The sequence below is a fragment of the Thermodesulfovibrio aggregans genome, from assembly GCF_001514535.1.
In the GTDB taxonomy this organism is placed as follows: domain Bacteria; phylum Nitrospirota; class Thermodesulfovibrionia; order Thermodesulfovibrionales; family Thermodesulfovibrionaceae; genus Thermodesulfovibrio; species Thermodesulfovibrio aggregans.
On sequence record NZ_BCNO01000003.1, the window covers coordinates 253,580 to 272,297 of the forward strand.

At 35.3% G+C, this 18,718-nt stretch carries 18 protein-coding genes; 4 read left to right on the forward strand and 14 right to left on the reverse strand.

The window, feature by feature from the left end:
* The 3 genes from TAGGR_RS09905 to TAGGR_RS09915 all read left to right on the forward strand — a co-directional run.
* A partial coding sequence (locus TAGGR_RS09905; protein WP_173636702.1) for a transposase occupies nt 1-330 on the forward strand: 330 nt, incomplete at its 5' end.
* Nucleotides 308-2,257, forward strand: coding sequence for a sensor histidine kinase (locus tag TAGGR_RS09910; protein WP_059177204.1), 1,950 nt, complete (start codon nt 308-310; stop codon nt 2,255-2,257). The genes TAGGR_RS09905 and TAGGR_RS09910, both read left to right, overlap by 23 nt.
* The gene (locus tag TAGGR_RS09915) at nt 2,250-2,891 is read left to right on the forward strand and encodes a response regulator (RefSeq protein ID WP_059177205.1); all 642 of its coding nucleotides are present in this window, start codon (nt 2,250-2,252) and stop codon (nt 2,889-2,891) included. Before TAGGR_RS09910 ends, TAGGR_RS09915 begins: the two co-directional genes overlap by 8 nt.
* Here the strand turns inward: TAGGR_RS09915 and TAGGR_RS09920 are convergent.
* The 14 genes from TAGGR_RS09920 to TAGGR_RS09975 form a co-directional block, all read right to left on the reverse strand.
* Nucleotides 2,869-4,017 carry an MFS transporter gene (locus tag TAGGR_RS09920; protein ID WP_059177206.1) on the reverse strand — a complete coding sequence of 383 codons (1,149 nt, stop codon included), beginning with the start codon at nt 4,015-4,017 and terminating at the stop codon, nt 2,869-2,871. The two genes, TAGGR_RS09915 and TAGGR_RS09920, sit on opposite strands and share 23 nt — an antisense overlap.
* 77 nt (nt 4,018-4,094) lie before the next feature.
* Nucleotides 4,095-5,060 carry a class II fructose-bisphosphatase gene (glpX, locus tag TAGGR_RS09925; RefSeq protein ID WP_059177207.1) on the reverse strand — a complete coding sequence of 322 codons (966 nt, stop codon included), beginning with the start codon at nt 5,058-5,060 and terminating at the stop codon, nt 4,095-4,097.
* A 15-nt stretch (nt 5,061-5,075) separates the two neighbouring features.
* The gene (locus TAGGR_RS10340) at nt 5,076-5,237 is read right to left on the reverse strand and encodes an FmdB family zinc ribbon protein (protein WP_082673658.1); all 162 of its coding nucleotides are present in this window, start codon (nt 5,235-5,237) and stop codon (nt 5,076-5,078) included.
* Between the two features lie 38 nt (nt 5,238-5,275).
* Nucleotides 5,276-6,199, reverse strand: a complete 924-nt coding sequence (locus TAGGR_RS09930) for a DUF4405 domain-containing protein (RefSeq protein WP_059177208.1) — start codon at nt 6,197-6,199, stop codon at nt 5,276-5,278.
* Nucleotides 6,200-6,215: 16 nt separating this feature from the next.
* On the reverse strand, nt 6,216-6,890 hold the full coding sequence (gene radC, locus TAGGR_RS09935; protein ID WP_059177209.1) for a RadC family protein: 675 nt from the start codon (nt 6,888-6,890) through the stop codon (nt 6,216-6,218).
* The gene (gene metG, locus TAGGR_RS09940) at nt 6,887-8,797 is read right to left on the reverse strand and encodes a methionine--tRNA ligase (RefSeq protein ID WP_059177265.1); all 1,911 of its coding nucleotides are present in this window, start codon (nt 8,795-8,797) and stop codon (nt 6,887-6,889) included. The genes radC and metG overlap by 4 nt, the downstream gene beginning before the upstream one ends.
* A complete protein-coding gene (locus TAGGR_RS09945; RefSeq protein ID WP_059177210.1) occupies nt 8,784-9,548 on the reverse strand; it encodes a PSP1 domain-containing protein in 765 nt (254 codons plus the stop codon). The genes metG and TAGGR_RS09945 overlap by 14 nt, the downstream gene beginning before the upstream one ends.
* A 22-nt stretch (nt 9,549-9,570) precedes the next feature.
* A complete protein-coding gene (locus TAGGR_RS09950; RefSeq protein ID WP_059177211.1) occupies nt 9,571-10,521 on the reverse strand; it encodes a DNA polymerase III subunit in 951 nt (316 codons plus the stop codon).
* A gap of 1 nt (nt 10,522) precedes the next feature.
* Nucleotides 10,523-11,149, reverse strand: a complete 627-nt coding sequence (tmk, locus tag TAGGR_RS09955) for a dTMP kinase (protein WP_059177212.1) — start codon at nt 11,147-11,149, stop codon at nt 10,523-10,525.
* Nucleotides 11,142-12,134 (reverse strand): uroporphyrinogen decarboxylase/cobalamine-independent methonine synthase family protein, encoded by a 993-nt coding sequence (locus TAGGR_RS09960; protein WP_059177213.1) that lies wholly within the window; start codon nt 12,132-12,134, stop codon nt 11,142-11,144. Before TAGGR_RS09960 ends, tmk begins: the two co-directional genes overlap by 8 nt.
* Before the next feature lie 2 nt (nt 12,135-12,136).
* On the reverse strand, nt 12,137-12,352 hold the full coding sequence (locus tag TAGGR_RS09965) for a hypothetical protein (protein WP_062337926.1): 216 nt from the start codon (nt 12,350-12,352) through the stop codon (nt 12,137-12,139).
* A gap of 11 nt (nt 12,353-12,363) precedes the next feature.
* Nucleotides 12,364-12,459, reverse strand: coding sequence for a 30S ribosomal protein bS22 (locus tag TAGGR_RS11205; RefSeq protein WP_082673659.1), 96 nt, complete (start codon nt 12,457-12,459; stop codon nt 12,364-12,366).
* A 17-nt stretch (nt 12,460-12,476) separates the two neighbouring features.
* A complete protein-coding gene (locus TAGGR_RS09970; protein WP_059177215.1) occupies nt 12,477-16,625 on the reverse strand; it encodes an acyl-CoA dehydratase activase in 4,149 nt (1,382 codons plus the stop codon).
* Nucleotides 16,615-18,060 (reverse strand): menaquinone biosynthesis decarboxylase, encoded by a 1,446-nt coding sequence (locus TAGGR_RS09975; protein WP_059177216.1) that lies wholly within the window; start codon nt 18,058-18,060, stop codon nt 16,615-16,617. The genes TAGGR_RS09970 and TAGGR_RS09975 overlap by 11 nt, the downstream gene beginning before the upstream one ends.
* A gap of 137 nt (nt 18,061-18,197) precedes the next feature.
* Between TAGGR_RS09975 and TAGGR_RS09980 the strand changes: the two genes are divergently transcribed.
* On the forward strand, nt 18,198-18,716 hold the full coding sequence (locus TAGGR_RS09980) for a chemotaxis protein CheW (protein WP_236698937.1): 519 nt from the start codon (nt 18,198-18,200) through the stop codon (nt 18,714-18,716).
* The last annotated feature ends 2 nt before the right edge of the window (nt 18,717-18,718 follow it).

The following is an 18,718-nucleotide window of genomic DNA, read 5'->3' on the forward strand; positions in this document are numbered from 1 at the left end:
ATATATAGTGCAGAGAATTTAAAAGAGGCAAAGAGAAATTTTCAGTTATGGGAGAGCAAGTGGGGCAGACTTTATCCTAAAGCAGCAGAGTGTATAAGGAAGAACTGGGAGCAATTGACAGCTTTTTACAAGACACCTAAGGCATTATGGAAGAAGTTAAGGACAACAAACATAATAGAGAGGGCATTTAGGGAAGTAAGGCGAAGAACGAGAACTATGAGTTGTTTTAATAATGTTGAAAGTATTGAAAGAATAGTTTTTGCAGTGATAAGCCATTTAAACGAAAAATGGAGGAATACACCTATTTATGAATTTACACAAAGTTATTGACATTACCATTTTTAATCTTTTGGAGCAGAAATATGGTAAAGTTAAATTTGATTTAATAATAGTCTCGGACAACGATGCCCTGTTATTTACAATTAAATATTATCACAGGTTATTTTACAGAGTGCCTGTTGTTTTTTGTGGAATAAATAATTTTAAAGATAGTCTGATAGAAAAATACAGAAAATGGTTTACAGGTATTGCTGAAGAAACAGATGTAGAAGGTACGATTAATATAGCCCTTAGGCTTCATCCGGATACAAAGAGAGTTTATGTTATAAATGACATTACAACAACAGGCTTGGCGATGAAAAAGAATCTTCTTGAGATATTTCCAAAATTTTCAGATAAAGTAAATTTTATCTTGCTTGAAAACCCTGATATGAAAGAATTACAGAAAGAGGTAGAAAAAATTCCTCCAAAGAGTATAATTCTTCTTTTGCTTGTAAATAGAGACAGAACAGGCAATTTTTTTGCCTACGAGGAAAGTCTTGATTTACTTTATCCTCATAGCAAATCTCCCATATACAGTGTATGGGATTTTTACCTTGGCAGAGGAATTGTTGGAGGAAAATTAACAAGTGCTTACCTGCAGGGCAAAAAAGCTGGTGAACTTGCTATGCAGATTTTGCAGGGGAAATCTCCATCTGAGATTCCAGTTATTAAGGAAAGCCCGAATGAATACATGTTTGATTATAATGAACTCAAAAGATTCCATGTTTCTTTAAATAAGCTTCCAAAAGAAAGTAGAGTTATAAATCTTCCTGAAAGCTTCTGGGTAAAGTACCGAAAGACATTGATAGGGATTACTTTAATTTTTATTGGATTATCACTTGTAATAATTGTTCTTTCAATAAACATTTCAAAAAGAAAAAAAGTGGAAAAAGAGTTGAGAATCTCAGAAGAAAAATACAGAGACCTCTATGATAATGCTCCTGATATGTATCACTCTGTTGATAAAAATGGAATTATTATTGAATGCAATGAAACAGAGGCAAAAATGCTGGGATACAAAAAAGAAGAGATAATTGGCAAACCTATTACTTATTTCATGACAGAGGAGTCAAGAAAGGCTCAAGAAGAATTTTTCCCGAACCTTGAAAAATACAGCTTTATTCAAATTGAAAGGGATTTTGTCCGTAAGGATGGCTCAGTTTTCACTGCAGCTTTAAATGTTTATGTTGAAGTAGATGAAAAAGGAAATTTCATTAAGACAAAAACAATAGGAAGAGATATAACATACAGAAAGAAAATTGAGGAAGAACTAAGAAAATCCAAAGAAGCATTGAGAAAACTTTCAGTATACTTGCAGAATGTAAGAGAAAATGAGAGAAAAGAGATTGCTAGAGAAATTCACGATGAGCTTGGTCAGCCTCTTACAGCATTAAAACTCTCACTTTCGTGGATTAAAAAACGTATTGATGATGAGATTCTTAACAAAAAGTTTGATGAAACCATAAATATTGTTAATTCACTAATAAAACAGGTTCAAAACCTGGCAAACAAATTGCGCCCCTCTCTCCTTGATCATTTAACACTGGAAGATGCCATAATGTGGCAGATTAAAGAATTTGAGAGAAATACTTCCATAACATGTCATGTTGATATTGCAGACAATAACTTGAAACTATCGAAGAATCTTGCATTAAATATCTTCAGAATATTTCAGGAAGCCCTCACAAATATTGCAAGACATGCGAATGCAACAGTTGTACATGTTAAAATGTTCAGGTCTAATGGGAGTATTTTGCTGATCATTAAAGACAACGGCGTAGGCATATCAGAAGATAAGATAAAAAGTCCAGAATCATTTGGATTGATGGCAATGAGAGAGAGAGCCTATTCTATAAATGCAACTTTTGATATAAGAAAAAGTTCAGAAGGGGGAACAGAGGTGATTCTCTCAGTCCCTTTGAAAGAAAATGTATAAGAAACTTAAAATTTTAATTGTTGATGATCATACTCTTTTCAGGAAAGGATTAAAGGAAATTCTTCTTGATATCCCCCATATTGAGGAATGCAAAGAAGCAAAAAGTGGCAGAGAGGCTATTGAGATTCTCTCGAAAGAAAAATTTGACATAGTTTTTCTTGATATTGCCATGCCTGACATGGACGGAATAGAGACTCTAAAAAAAATAAAAGCAGAGCATCCTGACACAAACATACTTATGCTCAGCATGTATCCTGAGGAGCAGTATGCTATGAGATCGCTAAAATATGGAGCTTCAGGTTATCTGACAAAGTCTGCGGATCCTGAAGAACTCTTGAAGGCAATTGATAAGATTATTAAGGGTGGTAAATACTTACCAAAGGCTTTTTCTGAAAAATTGATTGACTATATTGAAAAAACAAAGGAAATTCCACCTCATGAGAAGTTATCAGAAAGAGAATTTCAGGTTTTTTTGATGATAGCCAGAGGAAAAAGTCTTGTTGAAATTTCCAGGGAACTTTCAATAAGCATAAAAACTGTAAGTACATACAGAGCAAGAATTCTTGAAAAACTTGAATGTAGAAATAATGCTGAGATTATAAACTATGCAATCAGACACGGTCTGATAGTTTAGATATAGTAAAAGAGCTTGCAACTACTAAAATAAACAGGCTTATAATAAAACTTAGCCATCCAAAATTTTTATATACAATTCCTGGTAAATAGGAACCTAAAACTCCACCAGAATAATAAAAAGCTATGTATGCTCCATTTATAAGACTTTTTCGCTCTGTTGCCATCTTATTCAGATAACCGGAAGCAACTGAATGAACAAGAAACATACCAGAACAAAAACCAAACATTGTGATAAATATTAGAAAGATATTGGGAAAACTCAACATTAAGAGAAAAAATCCAAAGATAGAAAAACCAAGAAGCATTGTTTTTGTCTCATCACCGATTAATCTTATGATTTTTGTTGCAATAAAAGACATAAAAATACCTGTTATATAACCTGAATAGATAAATCCTATAAGCATTTCGCTGGCTTCCTTATTAATACTTTTTATTCTGAATGGTAAAAAGTTAGTTATTCCTGTAAAAACGAAAAATAGACAGAAAACAGAAATGTAAATATATAGGTTCCTTTTATGAAGTATGACCTTAAAATTCTCTAAACTGAAATACTCTGGTTTTTCCTTTTTAGGTAACTTTAAATCTTCCATAAAATAATAAACTATGGGAAGAACCAGAATAAGGCTTAATGACATTATTTGAAAACAGGCTCTCCATCCAAAATAATTGGCTATAATACTGCCAAGCACTCTTCCAAGAAGTCCTCCAATGGTAGTAAAAGCAATATAGTAAGACATAAAAAACTGAATTCTCTCCTTTACAGATTTTAATGCAATATATGTGGTATTTGAAGTAAGAATTGCAGAGATTAAAAAACCCTCTATAAATCTTAGAAATATAACTAACGAAACATTTACTGCCATTGATATTGAAAATACAACCAAAGAGTGTACTGTCGCAGCAAGAAGGATCATCTTTCTTGGCGATAAAAAATTTAGCAGAATTCCTGAAATTACTGGAATAAATGTAAGTGGAATGAATGTGGCACTCATAATAAGCGATATTGTATCCATCTCTACATTAAAAGAATTTCCAAGCAGAGGTAAAAGGGGTTGTGGCATATGTAATGCTGAGATTGTGAGGATAGTCGTATAAATTATAGCAAGGAAATCCCTGATTGGCATTTGTTATGATCCCTTAAAAAATAAAAAAAACCCCTCTCTCTTCACCCTGTATCAGTAACGATAATTAAATCCTTTTTTTACAATGTTATCTTCACTAATTTATCAAATATATGAATGGTGTCAACAAATCTTATAATTTTCTGATGAGACTCTATCACAATTGAATGGGTTCTTGCACCTCCTCCAAAAAATCTTACTCCATTTAGAAGGTCACCTTTTGTTACTCCTGTGGCAACAAAAATTATATTGTCGCTTGGAACAAGATCATCAAGAGTATAAACTTTATCCTCACTTATATCCATACCATACTGAATTGCTCTTTTCTTTTCCTCTTCATTTCTCCATCTAATTCTTGCCTGCATCTCTCCGCCAAGACACTTAACTGCTGCTGCTGAAAGCACTCCTTCTGGAGCTCCTCCAATTCCCATTAAAGCATGAATACCTGTTCCTTCAACTGTGGCTGCAATTGCTGGAGTAATATCTCCATCAGAAATCAGTTTAATTCTTGCACCGGCAGCCCTTATTTCTTTGATTAAGTTTTCATGACGGGGTCTGTCAAGCACAACTACCACAAGATCATCTATATCTCTTCCAAGAGCTTTTGCAAGGGCTTCAAGATTTTCTTTGACAGATTTTCTTATGTCCACCATTCCCTTTGCCTGAGGACGAACAACAAGCTTTTCCATGTAAGTATCAGGACAGTAAAGAAGTCCGTTTTTCTCTGTTACAGCCATCACAGTTAAGGCATTTGGCATTCCAGTTGCACATAGATTGGTTCCTTCAAGGGGATCAACGGCTATGTCAACCTCAGGACCTGTTCCACTTCCTACCTCCTCACCAATATAAAGCATCGGAGCTTCATCTCTTTCACCTTCACCAATTACGATTCTTCCTTTGATTGGTATATCATTAAGGGCTTTACGCATTGCTGTTACAGCAGCCTGATCTGCTTCCTTTCTGTTTCCTTTTCCCATCAATCTTGCTGCTTCAATTGCTGCAAGCTCGCATACTCTCAAAATTGCAGGAGTTAGTGAACTATTCATATTAATTTCCTCCTATTATTTTTTTGAAGTTATTGAATAAAAGCCTGAAATGACCTTTTTTACCCTTTGAGACTTACACTTTGGACATCTTACTTTTCTTTTTTCCATTTCGCTTATGCTCATTCTCTTTGTAAAAGTTTCATTGCACTTTTGGCATTGAAACTCATACAAAGGCATAAGCCACCTCCTAAATTTCTATTTTTATATATTATATTTTATCCTTTAACTTTATTCTCGTTTACAAGAATTTCTATAAGCACTTCAATAGGACTTGTATTGTTTCTGTCAGCTATCTGTCTTAGTGTCTCCCCTTCCCTTGCCTCAATTCCTTTATTTTTAAGTTTATGGATGGCTGTTTTAATATCAAGTCTATTTTCTTCACAAATCTGTTTAAGGGTTTTCTTACCCAATCCCTTTCCCTCAAATTCTCTTATAATTTCATCTTTTGTCCACCTTGAGCTTTCAGTTTGATGAACAATTTTTTGTTCAGTCTGATAATCTGACTTTCTATCAATCTGATTTTGTTTCCCCTCAAGAGGTTTAAGGATTTCATAAATTTCAAGAGGACTCAATCCATTTTTCTTGGCTATTAAACCAAGGCTTTCTTTTGTAGATTGAAATTTTATGTCTCTTTGTTTCAAAGCTAAAACTGCCTGTTCAAGGTCTATGTTTCTTCTCTTAGAGAATTCTTCAAGGGAGAGTAGTTCCGCATGTCCGAAAGGAGGTTCATAATCAGGTGATTTTACCCAAGACTGCTTAAGATACTCGCTTAAATCAATAATAAAGCTGAAGGGTGGGAAAGGCTTTAATGAACCAATAAAGCTTAGAATAACGATAATGCTTACAATTGCAAGCTCTTTCTTTAAATTGAAGGCTTTTTTTACTTTGCTGTAGATATAGTTTAAAAGCACATTCCAGTTATAGTAGATATGAAAAAAAGCAGCGGTCATAAAGAATATGCAGAAGACTATGTGCATATTTGTCCAGTCTGTTTTGGTAAGTCCAAGAAATTTCCAGTTTATCCAGTAGGCAATTCTACCTTGAGGAGTAAAATAGAGAACAATACCTGATATGAAAACAAATAAAAAAGAAAAAGCTGTAAAAAGGCTCACAAATCCTCTAAAATTGAACTTTTTCATTGCTTGATCTCCTACTTTATAGTATTCCTTTTTCCTTCATGCTAAAATATCTTTCTCTTCCTATGATTACATGGTCAAGTATGGGAATTTCAAGTATCTCCGATGCTTTTTTCAATTTCTTTGTTATTTCTATGTCCTGTTCACTCGGTGAAGGATCACCACTTGGATGATTATGAACAAGTATCACTGCATAGGCAGACTCTTTCACTGCTTCTTTGAATACTTCTCTTGGATGAATCAGAGACTGATTGAGAGTGCCCTCTGAAACTTTAACTTCCTTAATTAGTTTTAGTTTTGTATCAAGCAGTAAAGTAATGAATACTTCCTTTTTAAGTCCTTCAAGCTTTGGAAAGAAGCAGTCATAAACAGTGGAGGCGGAGCTGAAAACTTGTTGATTAGCTTTCTGACTTAGTGCTCTTTTGCCAAGTTCAAAAGAAGCTCTGATCTGGGCAATTTTGGCAGTGCCAAGTCCTTTGAACTTTTTAAGCTCAGCTATGGATGCTTCCTCAAGACCTCTAAGACCTCCAAAGTTTTGAAGAAGTTCAATTGCTGTATCCATTACGCTTTTCCCATTTGAGCCTGTCCTCAATACTATTGCAAGTAGTTGAGCATCGCTTAAAGCCTCTGCACCATATTTTATAAGCCGTTCTCTTGGTCTTTCAGTTTCTGGCCATTCCCTAACTGAGCTCATTTTACTGTGGCGCCAGGATTTACCTCTCTGTCAACTGTAAGTATTGATATTGTTCCATCAGAGCCTGTTGCTGCAAGAAGCATTCCCTGAGATTCAACTCCCATAAGCTTTGCAGGCTTCAGATTAGATACAACCACAATTGACCTTCCGATAAGTTCCTCTGGTGTATATTGCTCACCAATACCTGCAACAATCTGCCTTTGTTCCCCTATATCAACTATAAGCTTTATAAGTTTCTTTGAACCTTTAACTCTCTCTGCTGAAAGAACTTTTCCAACTTTCAGTTTTATCTTCATGAATTCTTCAATTCCTATTAGTTCTTCCATCTTTTCCTCCTTATGTTCTACTTTTGCTGATTCTTCCTTGATTAAGTCTATCCTCGGGAAAAGCTGTTCAATTCTTTCTGTTTTTATATCTTTGAGATCAATTTCCCACTTAACCATTTTGTAATCAATTTCCAAATCTCTCAATCCAAGAGCTTTCCATATTTTCTCCGCTGTTTCTGGCATGAAAGGATGTATAAAAAGTGTAATTACCCTGATAGCATTCCATATATTAAAAAGTATTATGGAGACTCTTTCAGGGTTTTCTTTTGCTACTTTCCATGGCTCTGTTTTTGCAATGTAGTTGTTTGAAAGGGAAATAGCAGTCCATATCTTCTCAAGGACAATGTTCAGTTTAAATTCGTCCCAGAGTGTTTCATTGTCTATCTCTTCAATCAATGTTTTAAAGGAAAGAACAAATTCACCATCAGAGGTATTATTTTCCCAAAAAGAAGGCTCTATTTTTACAGCACCTTTCATATACTTTTCATTCATCGCAAGAAAACGATTGACCAGATTGCCGAGGTCATTGGCAAGGTCATTATTTATTCTTCTGACAAGTGCCTCTTCTGAAAAATCACCATCAAGTCCGAAGGATACCTCTCTAAAGAGAAAGTATCTAAAAGCATCTACACCATATTTTTTTATCACCTCTGAAGGGTTAACCACATTTCCAAGAGATTTTGACATCTTTTTGCCCTTTACTGTCCACCATCCATGGGCAAAGATATTTCGTGGCAGTGGAAGTCCAAGTGCCATAAGCATTGTAGACCAGTAAACAGCATGGGTTGTAAGGATATCTTTACCTATAAGATGATGATCTGGAGGCCACCAAAGGGTTTCAGAAGGTGCAAGATATTTCAGGGCTGAATAGTAATTAACCAGTGCATCAAACCATACATAGGTTGTGTAGTTTTCATCAAATGGGAGAGGAATTCCCCATTCAAGTCTATGTCTTGGACGGGAAATACAGAGATCACCGAGAGGTTTAGTTTTAAGAAAACCTAAAACCTCATTCTTTCTCGATTCTGGGAGAATGTATTTTGGATTTTTTTCTATGTATTCAATTAAAGCCTGCTGATACTTTGACATAAGAAAGAAATAGTTTTCCTCTTCAATACATTCAACCTCTCTTCCGCAGTCAGGACATTTTCCATCTATCAAATCTTTTTCTGTCCAGAATCTTTCACAGGGCGTGCAATACATACCACAGTATTTTCTTTTTTCAATCTCACCTTTATCATAAAGTTTTTGAAGTATTTCCTGGACAACTTTTTTGTGCTCTTCATCGGTTGTGCGGATAAAAGCATCATTGCTTATATTTAGTTCTTTCCATAGTGTTTTAAAATTTTCTACCATTATATCCGCATGCTCCTTTGGAAGTCTTCCACGCTCACGAGCTGCCTTTTCAACCTTTTGCCCATGCTCATCTGTTCCTGTAAGGAAAAATACTTTTTTATCTTTAAATCTCATATATCTTGCAAGTATATCAGCAGCTACGGTGGTATATGCATGTCCAATATGGGGAATATCATTAACATAGTATATGGGGGTTGTTATGTAAAATCCCTTATTTTGATTCATCTTTTCCTCCATGACTTTCCTCTATTAATTCATCATCCGCTTCTTTTATAATTAAAGAAAACTTTTTAAATTCTGGCTCTTTTTCTTCCTGAGTGAAAATTTCCTCATCAGTGATTATTTCCTCTATTTCACCATAATATTCATGTCTGAGACAGCATTTCAATCTTCCGCAAACTCCTGAAAGTTTGGATACATTGAGCACAATTTCTTGATCCTTAGCCATTTTTAAGGAAATTGGCTTAAAAAAACTAACAAAAGTTTTACAGCATATTTCTCTTCCACAAACTCCTATTCCACCAAGAAATTTTGCTTCATCTCTCACACCTATCTGTCGCATCTCTATTCTTGTTTTAAACTTTGCTGCAAGGTCTCTAACTAATTCTCTGAAATCAATTCTACCTTCAGCAGTAAAATAAAAGATTATTCTCTTTCTATCAAGAGCAGCCTCAACTACTAAAAGTTTCATTGGCAACTGTCTCTCTTTTATTCTTTGAAGACAAAAATCCCAGGCTTCTTTTTCGAGAAGGAGATTTTTCTGAAAATCATCCATATCTTCGTTGGTAGCTTTTCTAATAACCGGTTTGAAAGTATTTTCACTGTCAAAGGAAGTTTTAATAACATATCCTAAGGTCAATCCAAAATCACCTTCTACAACAACAAAATCACCTTTTTTTAGTTCTATCCCCAGATTATTTAAATAACGATAGACCTTCCCAAAGGGTCTAACTCTTACATGCACTACATTGTTCATACTAACTCCTTGGTGTTCTCTCTTAATGCTTTGCTATCAAACTGCCAAATAACGAAATTACATAATTCCACACTATTGATTTATTTAAATTCAAATCAATGCTTCTTTTTATATTTTGTAACTCTCCATATAGCTCAAACAAATGCTCTAAAGAAACACCTTTTTTTAGTTTAAAATCTGTAGGTAAAATTGAGCAATAAGCACTAATGAAATTTCCATTTGAGGACTCTTTAAGAAAAATTCTAACAATACAGTCTCTTAGAAAAATACACAAAAGATCTATCCACCATTTGACCTCTTCATTGTCTTTCCAGGGAGATTTTTTATTTTTTTCTATGATATTTTTTAATGTACTGTTGAACCACTGAATTTCTTTTAGTATATCCCTGGATGTAAAAAGTCCTGGTTTCCCCATAATGATTCTGATTACACCATCTTCAACATCTGGAAAAATCTCCTTTACTTTTTTTGTTGGAAGAGGTGTAAAGTATAATTTAAAACATCTTGAAATTAAGGGCTCTGGCAAACCGAATATGTTCTCACATATAAGAATTATTACCGTATCTATTGGAGGTTCTTCAACTGTTTTAAGAAATGCATTTGCTGCTGCATTATTCATTTTATGAGCTTCTTTTATAATAACAACCTTGTATTTTCCTTCAAGAGGGCGAAAAGAGACAAATTCCTCAACTTCTCTTATACTATCTACTGTGATTGTATTCTTTTCAGGAGCTAAAATTTTAACATCTGGATGTATTCCCTGTTCAATTTTTTTACAGGATATACATATATCACATGCATCTATCTCAGAATTATAACAATTCAAAGCCTTAGCATAAACAACAGCTGCTCTCGTTTTTCCAATATAAGGGTCTCCTATGAATAAAAAGGCATTTGGAATCCTTTTTGTTCTTAATGTCCCTTGCAGAACTCTTAAAGCTCTCTCCTGAGATGTAATTTCACTAAAACCCATTTTAGAGAGATTCTATGATAGATATTACTTTTTTGTATATCTTTTCAGCTACTATCTCTGTAGGCTCTGTAGCATCTAAAACAAAAAATCTTTCCTGACTTCTCTTTGCAAGTTCAAGATAACCGTTTCTAACTTTTTCGTGGAATGAAAAATTTTCTATCTCAAATTTATCTTTTTTATTAATCTTTCTGTTTCTTCCAAGCCCAATCTCTACAGGGCAGTCAAGTAACACTGTTAAATCAGGCATGAAATCATTAAAAAGCTCTCTGTTTAAGTTTTGAATTAAATCAATTGATATACCCCGTGCATATCCTTGATAAACTATTGTTGAATCAGTAAATCTATCGCATATTACAGTAAACCCAACTTCAAGATATGGCTTTATTTTCTCTTCAATATGCTGAGCCCTGTCTGCAAAATAAAGAAGAAGTTCGCATAAAGGAGTTATTTTAATTTCTGAATTAAGAAGAAGTTCTCTTATATGCTTTCCAGCTTCTGTATCTCCTGGTTCATAAGTGTAAACAACATCATATCCCTGTTTTTTTAGTGATTCAAAAAGCAGTTTTCCCTGCGTAGTCTTTCCAGAACCTTCTATTCCTTCAAAAGTAATAAAAATTCCTTTAGCCATTTATCATTCTGCTTTTTAACTCTTTAAGAACTCTGCAAATTCTCTCGGAGTTTGGAATATCAAGAGACCCCATTCCACAGGATGGGGTAAGAAGTGAGTTTTTTCTTATTAAAGGTAAAGTTTTAGATATCTCATCAATTTTTATTAAAGACTTTTCAATTATCTCTTCATCACGAAGAGCATTTAAATCATCTGTTGTCGGAACAAATCCCCATGCTATGTAGCCATTTCTATCAAGAAACTCTGCTATTTCGTCTCTATAGATTTTAAAAAAGTCAAAAAAAGAAAAGGCATCAAAACTTAGAATATCAATGTCAAGAGCAAGCACTCTTTTCCAATCTGTCCTTCCACAACAATGAATTCCTGCTTTTGCATTAAGTGATTTAATAAATGAGACGAGTTCCTTAATCAATCTTGTTGCTTCATCCTGTTCAACGGAGATATATGCAGAAGTACCAACTGCCTGAAGAATTGGCTCATCAAGAAAAATTATTATATCTTCAGCAAAAGTTCTCAAAAACTCTATCTGCCATCTTACTTTTGCCTTAAGATGCATAAGACAGAGTTCTCTTAAAGTTTCATCAAAATAAACCAATTTACCATCTTCGTCTTTCAAAGATAAAGTAAAAGTAACCGGTCCTGTAATCTGTCCTTTAAAAATCTTTAGCCTGTCTTTTATCAACTTCTGCATACCATAAAGCCCAACTGCAAAACTTTCACTCATAGGAGATACCATTTCATCGTGATAGTTACTTAACCACTCAACAATAATTTCTTCATCTTTTCTGATATAAACTTTGTCTGAATCAAAGACTACACCTGGCAATCCCTCAGAAAACTGCGGAATCATCTGTTCATTAAAAGAATATTTAGGCATCTGAGGCCAGAAGGGAATATCAAAATGTTGCAATATAAGTTCACAGGCAGACAAAACCTCAGTATGGGGCATACTTCCTATGCCTGTAGTGCTGAATGGTCCGAGCATAATTACTCCATTGAGCTGAGTTTTTTTAATATATCGGGATACTCTTTTTTAAAATCAGGGAAAACCCTCTTTAAAAACATCTTGATTGCCTTGATTTCAATTTCAAGTTCATTAATTTTTTCTAAATTTTTATTAATGTCGTCAATTTTTTCTGATATTACCTTTATTTCAGCTTCTATCAAGGCAATCTTTTCTTTTAAACTCATCAGATCCTTCATAGTTTTATCCTTTATTTATTTCTTCTTTGTGCTCTCATTTTTTTACGGAGCTTTCTGTATTTGTGCTTCTTTATCTTTTTCTTCCTCCACTTAAGAACACTGCCCACTCAATTCACCTCCTTTTTCAAGTTTTGATTGTCTCTATAAAGGCTTCAAGCCATAGTTCATTGACAGTAGAGTTTGTGCCATCGTAGGCAAGTGATATCACAGGAATATTATAATCCTTGTGAATGAATCTTAACAAAGCAGTTACAATAGCTCCTGGCATACATCCAAAAGGCATTGCATTGACAATACCACTTACACCTTTTCTAATTAAATCAACGCTTTTCCCAATACTCAAAATAGTCTCTCCCTCAAAACTGTCTGGAACATAAGGTGATGCAAACTTAAAAATCTCCTTTATGGAGGGTTCATGTAAAAATTTTAACCTTCCTCTTAAAACTGATGAAAATTTCTTTTCTACCCTCCACTGGAAAAATTTATTAATAAGAATTTTTATAATAGCAGATTTGTCCTTTTTTATCAAGGCTTTTCTCAAAGCCATTTTATTTACATAGTGAATCCACTCTTCAATCGGTGTAAGATAGACCTCTGCACCTAAGGCTTCTAGTCTCTTAATCAAATTCTCATTAGAAAATGAATGAGAACGGACAAATATTTCTCCCACAATTCCCACAAGAGGCTTTTTATCCCTGTATTTAGGGATGTTTTCAAAATCTCTTCTCATGTTTTTTAATAACAACTCTATAGAGCCATTTCTATTCTTTAATGTATCGTAAATTTTCAACAGATACTGCTCATAAACTTCTTCAGTTTCACCTTTATTTTTTTCATAGGGTCTTGTCTGTAAAAGCAATTTTGTAAGCAAGCCATAAGCAACAACTCCCTGCCATGCCCTGAGAGAAAACTCTCCTCCTGCAATGTTTAAATCTTTATAAAATTGAGCATCCTGCTGGGGTGAATAAACAGGAACACTTTCAAATCCCAATTTCTTAAGCATCATCCTGTGTGAAACATTATACTGACCAAATCTGCACGGACCTGCACCTGAAGGCATGAAAAAGGCTGTTCTCTGAGGATTAAAATCTTTTGAAAATACAATCTTCAACATATCACCAAGTGTTACAACATAGGGAAAGCATTCTCCTCCTGATACATATTTTCTTGCAAGCTCAACTGAGTCTTTGTCAGAAGGGGGCATTACTTCTGCATCAATTCCACAGTAGTTAAAGGCTGCTTTTAAAGCAAAGGCATGGTCAGACATTCTTGGAATAAATATAGTTCTTTTTGATAAATCTGTATTTGAACTCTTGATTAATAGAGGTATGAACTTTTTAAATCTCTCTCTTTCTGTTCTATCTTTTACGCTATCTATAAAAGCTTCAAGTCTTGTAACAACTCCTGCATCAGCGCTGTGTTCATCAATCTCAAGAATTAAATAGGGTCTTTCAGCCATCTCTTCTTTAAAGTAATTTATTATGAATGAGTCAGGTCCGCAGGAAAAGTTGGTAATAAACACAGGATATACTCCATCAAGCTTATGAATAAACTTTGAAGCTTTTATAATTCTCTGTCCTGAACGCCAGTAAAGATTACTCCACTCCTCTTTTATGTTTATTCCCTCAATGGGTAACATGTCCATAGGAATTGGTAACACATTGAGACGGGTAAGTTTTCCTGAAATATCAAGGCTAACTGCCTGATCAAAGGAATTGTATGACCTGCCAAGAATAACAACAGTAGATTGCTGCCCAAGTGATTTATCTTTTGCTGTTTCAAGAAGTTTTAACCCTTCCTTTTGCAGTTGCTTAACAAACTCTCTTTGCTTTTGCCGTGCAATTTCTATTTTTGAATCAAGGTTTTTTATAGGTGAAACTCCTTTAAAAGCTTGATTCAGTTCCTTTTTGAGATAATCAAATCCTCTTGAAAAATCTATTCTCGGTATGAGAAACTTTGCTTCTTTAAAAAGCTTTCTGCTTACATATGGAATTGTCTGCACAAGAGGACATGCAAGACCTTTTTCATACTCATCATGAATATTAAGATTTATAAAGCTTGGAAGAAAGATTAAATCAACACCCTTTTCAATCAAATCTGCTACATGTCCATAGGCAACTTTAAGAGGAAAGCATGCCTCAGATAAGACCTTCTCAACTCCCTTGTTAATAATCTCCTTGTTTGTTTTATCTGAAACCCTTACATTAAAACCGAGTTCCCACAGAAACGTACTCCAGAATGGAAGTTGGTCATGAAAGAAAAATATATAAGGAATTCCTATGACAGGAGCTTTTCTGTCTTTGTATGTGCTCTCATACTCTTTATGTGCCTTCCATAGCAGTTCCTCTCTCAGTTTTACAGGATCTGGAAGTCTTGAAGTGTTGTCCTGTTTTTCGTATCTCTCGCATCTGCCTCCATAAAAGAGCTGAGTTTCCTCACCTTCTATCTTAACCCTATTTATTTCACAGTAGTTGGGGCATCCTTTGCACTCAAAAGAATAAATACTGTATTGTCTGTCTTTAAGAGAAAATCCTTTGAATTTGCTAACTTTTCCATTTTTCATAGAATCCCTTGCAATCAAGGCTGCACCAATTGCACCCATTACCTCATGATGAGGTGGAATAATTAACTCTATTTCGCTGTCAACTTTAGCTTTTAAAAAATTCTCAAATGCTGCCTGAACTGCCTTATTGAAGGCAACACCACCCTGAAAGAATACTCTTTTACCAATCGGTTTCCCGGCTACAACTCTGTTTATATAGTTTTCTACAATGCTGTAACAGAGACCTGCCACAATGTCCTCTTTGCGTGCTCCTTTATGAAGATTTATGACAAGGGAGTTTTCCATAAAAACAGTGCATCTCTCACCAAGTCTGCATGGTCTTTTAGATGCAAAGGCAAGACTCTGAAACTCTTCAAGGCTTATACCCAGTTTGTCAGCCTGTTCTTCAATGAAAGAGCCTGTTCCTGCTGCACAGGCTTTGTTCATCTCAAAATCTATGACTTCACCATTTTTAATCCTTATGTATTTAGAATCCTGACCACCAATTTCAAAAATTGTGTCAATGTTTCTGTCATAATGAACAGCACCTCGTGCATGGGCTGTTATCTCATTCTTTACCACATCGGCACCTACAAAATCAGCAATCATGTAGCGACCAGAACCTGTTACACCAACACCTTTTATCCTTATATCAGGGAATTCCATGCCTATCTCACTCAAACCTCTTTTTACTGCATCAATTGGCTTTCCAGCAGTAGGAAGATATCTTTTTGTGATAAGCTCTCCATTTTCATCTATAAGAACAATATTTGTGCTTACAGAGCCCACATCAATACCAAGATAAGCCTGCTCTGGTGCAATAGAAATTTTTTCTTTGTATAAATCTTCCTTTTCACTTCCTGAAACAACAGAGTTTGAAAGAGGTGGAAGTCCATATTCTATCTCTGCCTTTATCGTTCCCAGTTTTTCAATGATTTCATCATTTAAAAACACTTCGCTACTCTGAGCTTTCAGGGCAGCACCAATTGCACCGGTTACCTCAAAATGCTCTGGTATGAGTATTTCATCTATGCCCAAAACCTTTTTAAATGCCCTTATCATTCCCTTATTTGCTGCAACACCACCCTGAAAAGAGACTTCTTTCTGAAGAGCTCTACCTTTAAACATTGTTGCCTTGAAGTTTCTTGCAAGGGCAAAACACAAACCTGCAATTATGTCTTCTACTGGAGTTGCTATCTGCTGAAGATGAATCATGTCTGACTTGGCAAATACACTGCATCTGCCTGCAATCTTTGAAGGTCTTTTTGATTTTAAAGCGAGCTCGCTGAACTCTTGTATTGTAAGTCCAAGTCTTTCTGCCTGTTGCTCAAGAAAAGAGCCTGTTCCTGCTGCGCATATGCTATTAAGGGAAAAATCTCTGATTCTTCCTCCTCTGTCAAGGAAAATGAGCTTTGAATCTTCTCCACCAATCTCAATAATTGTTCTTACCTGAGGATAGAAAAATGATGTTGCTGTTGCCTGTGACAAAATCTCATTTACATAAGGCGCACCAACAGTTTTTGCAATAAATCTTCCTGATACACCTGTAAAACAAAGCTTTATGCTTCCATATCGGGAAAGTATTTCTTTGAGTATTTTTGAAACAACCTCAGCGGGTTTTCCTAAATGTTTTAAATAGAGCTTTTCCCGAATTCTGAAATCGTTATCAAGAACTGCTATCTTGGCAGTTTCGCTTCCTACATCAATACCAAGATAAAGCTCAGAAGCCATACTCACGCCATCTTTTTGTTACAAGCTCTTTTATCTCTTCTGCCTGGATTATTTCCTCTGGCCAGTCTCTCATCATGCCTTCTTCACGGCTTTTTCGAGTTGCATCAATCCCCATTTTACCGCCAAATCTCGGAAAGCTTGCTGAATGATCAAGCTCATCCACAGGACCCTCTGAGATTATCACATCTCTACGCCAGTCAACATTATTAAGCACCTTCCATGCAGTAGTTGACAAATCCTGAACATTAACATCTTCATCAACCACAATTATAAGCTTTGAAAACATCATCTGTCCCATTCCCCATAGCCCGTGAATAACTTTTTTGCCATGTCCTGGATACTGCTTTTTTATTGAAACTATGGCTGCATTATGAAAAACTCCTTCCATGGGAAGGTTCATATCTACAATTTCAGGAAACTGCATCCTGAGCAAAGGCAGAAAAATTCTCTCAGTTGCCTTTCCCATATAGCAGTCTTCCATGGGAGGCTTTCCAACAACTGTGGCAGGATATATGGGATCTTTTCTATGGGTAATGCATGTTACATGAAAAACAGGAAATTTATCTACCGGAGAGTAAAAACCTGTATGATCACCAAAAGGACCTTCATCTCTTAATTCATCGGGCTCTACATAACCTTCAAGAACAATCTCAGCATTTGCAGGCACCTCTATGTCACAGGTTACACACTTAACCATCTCAACAGGACTTCTCCGTAAGAATCCAGCAAATACCATCTCATCAACTCCGTACGGAAGAGGCGCAGTAGAAGAGTAAATAACTGCCGGGTCAGAGCCAATGGCAACAGCAACAGGCATTCTTTGACCGAGTTCCTTATATTTTCTGTAATGAGTTGCACCATCTTTATGAATGTGCCAGTGCATTCCTGTTGTCTTCTCATCATAGACATGCATGCGATACATTCCACAGTTTTGCTTTCCTGTTTCAGGGTCACGGGTAAAAACCATTGGAAAGGTAATAAATCTTCCGCCATCCTTGGGCCATGTTTTAAGGATAGGAAGTTTGTTCAGGTCCGGCTCATGATTTACTATTTCCTGACAGGGTGCTTTGTTTACTCTTTTTGGCAGGTATTTGCTTACCTCAATTAATTCAAAAACAGCCTTTATCTTTTCTTTAAAACTTTTAGGTGGTGTCTGATTTAAGAGCTTTTCTATTCTTTTTCCTATATCATCAAGGCTTTCAACTTCAAGGGCAAGGCACATTCTTTCAAAAGAGCCAAAAATGTTGGTAACAACAGGGATTGATGAGCCTCTGACATTTTCAAAAAACAAAGCCTTTCCGCCATTTGGTGACTTGCACATTCTGTCAGTTATCTCAGCAATCTCAAGAACAGGGTCAACCTCTACTTTGACTCTGTGAAGAAGCCCTTTGTTTTCAAGAACTTTTATAAATTCTCTTAAATCCCTGTAAGCCATATAAAGTTATTATCTCTGCAAATGCCACATTATGTCAATTGATGGAAAAAGATAGATATCTTGTTTCCAAAAGCAGAAATAAAAGAGTATAATTAGAAAAAAGTTATTAAAACTCAAAGAAAAATGGAGGTGAAAAAGTGGAAACAGCATTGATAGCAAAGGAAGGTAAAATCTCTGAAAAAATGCGGGTGCTTCAACTTGTCACATTCACTCTTGGTGAAGAAGAATACGCCGTTGATATTCTAAAGGTGCAGGAAATAAACAGAATGAAGGAAATAACAAAGGTTCCAAATGCACCTTACTATGTTGAAGGAGTTATCAATCTCAGAGGCAAAGTTATACCTGTTGTAAGTCTAAGAAAGTTCTTTGGACTTCCTGAGGAAGAAGACAGAACAAAGCAGAAAATAATGATAATGGATATTCAGGGAACAACAATAGGATTAATAGTTGATACTGTATCTGAGGTGCTTCGTATATCATCAGACATTGTTGAACCACCACCTTCAATGACCTATTCTGTGAACTCAGAATTTATCTGGGGAATTGCCAAACTTGAAGACAGGCTAATTATACTTCTTGATATGGACAGGCTGATAAGCAAGGAAGAATCACAGAGCATGTTAGGAATAACAGAAAAGGCTGCGATTGAAGAATAAAT

Coding starts and splice junctions, on each gene's coding strand:
- TAGGR_RS09910 (WP_059177204.1), top strand. CDS start 308: ATGAATTTACACAAAGTTATTGACATTACCATTTTTAATCTTTTGGAG.
- TAGGR_RS09915 (WP_059177205.1), top strand. CDS start 2,250: ATGTATAAGAAACTTAAAATTTTAATTGTTGATGATCATACTCTTTTC.
- TAGGR_RS09920 (WP_059177206.1), bottom strand. CDS start 4,017: ATGCCAATCAGGGATTTCCTTGCTATAATTTATACGACTATCCTCACA.
- glpX (WP_059177207.1), bottom strand. CDS start 5,060: ATGAATAGTTCACTAACTCCTGCAATTTTGAGAGTATGCGAGCTTGCA.
- TAGGR_RS10340 (WP_082673658.1), bottom strand. CDS start 5,237: ATGCCTTTGTATGAGTTTCAATGCCAAAAGTGCAATGAAACTTTTACA.
- TAGGR_RS09930 (WP_059177208.1), bottom strand. CDS start 6,199: ATGAAAAAGTTCAATTTTAGAGGATTTGTGAGCCTTTTTACAGCTTTT.
- radC (WP_059177209.1), bottom strand. CDS start 6,890: ATGAGCTCAGTTAGGGAATGGCCAGAAACTGAAAGACCAAGAGAACGG.
- metG (WP_059177265.1), bottom strand. CDS start 8,797: ATGAATCAAAATAAGGGATTTTACATAACAACCCCCATATACTATGTT.
- TAGGR_RS09945 (WP_059177210.1), bottom strand. CDS start 9,548: ATGAACAATGTAGTGCATGTAAGAGTTAGACCCTTTGGGAAGGTCTAT.
- TAGGR_RS09950 (WP_059177211.1), bottom strand. CDS start 10,521: ATGGGTTTTAGTGAAATTACATCTCAGGAGAGAGCTTTAAGAGTTCTG.
- tmk (WP_059177212.1), bottom strand. CDS start 11,149: ATGGCTAAAGGAATTTTTATTACTTTTGAAGGAATAGAAGGTTCTGGA.
- TAGGR_RS09960 (WP_059177213.1), bottom strand. CDS start 12,134: ATGCTCGGACCATTCAGCACTACAGGCATAGGAAGTATGCCCCATACT.
- TAGGR_RS09965 (WP_062337926.1), bottom strand. CDS start 12,352: ATGAAGGATCTGATGAGTTTAAAAGAAAAGATTGCCTTGATAGAAGCT.
- TAGGR_RS09970 (WP_059177215.1), bottom strand. CDS start 16,625: ATGGCTTCTGAGCTTTATCTTGGTATTGATGTAGGAAGCGAAACTGCC.
- TAGGR_RS09975 (WP_059177216.1), bottom strand. CDS start 18,060: ATGGCTTACAGGGATTTAAGAGAATTTATAAAAGTTCTTGAAAACAAA.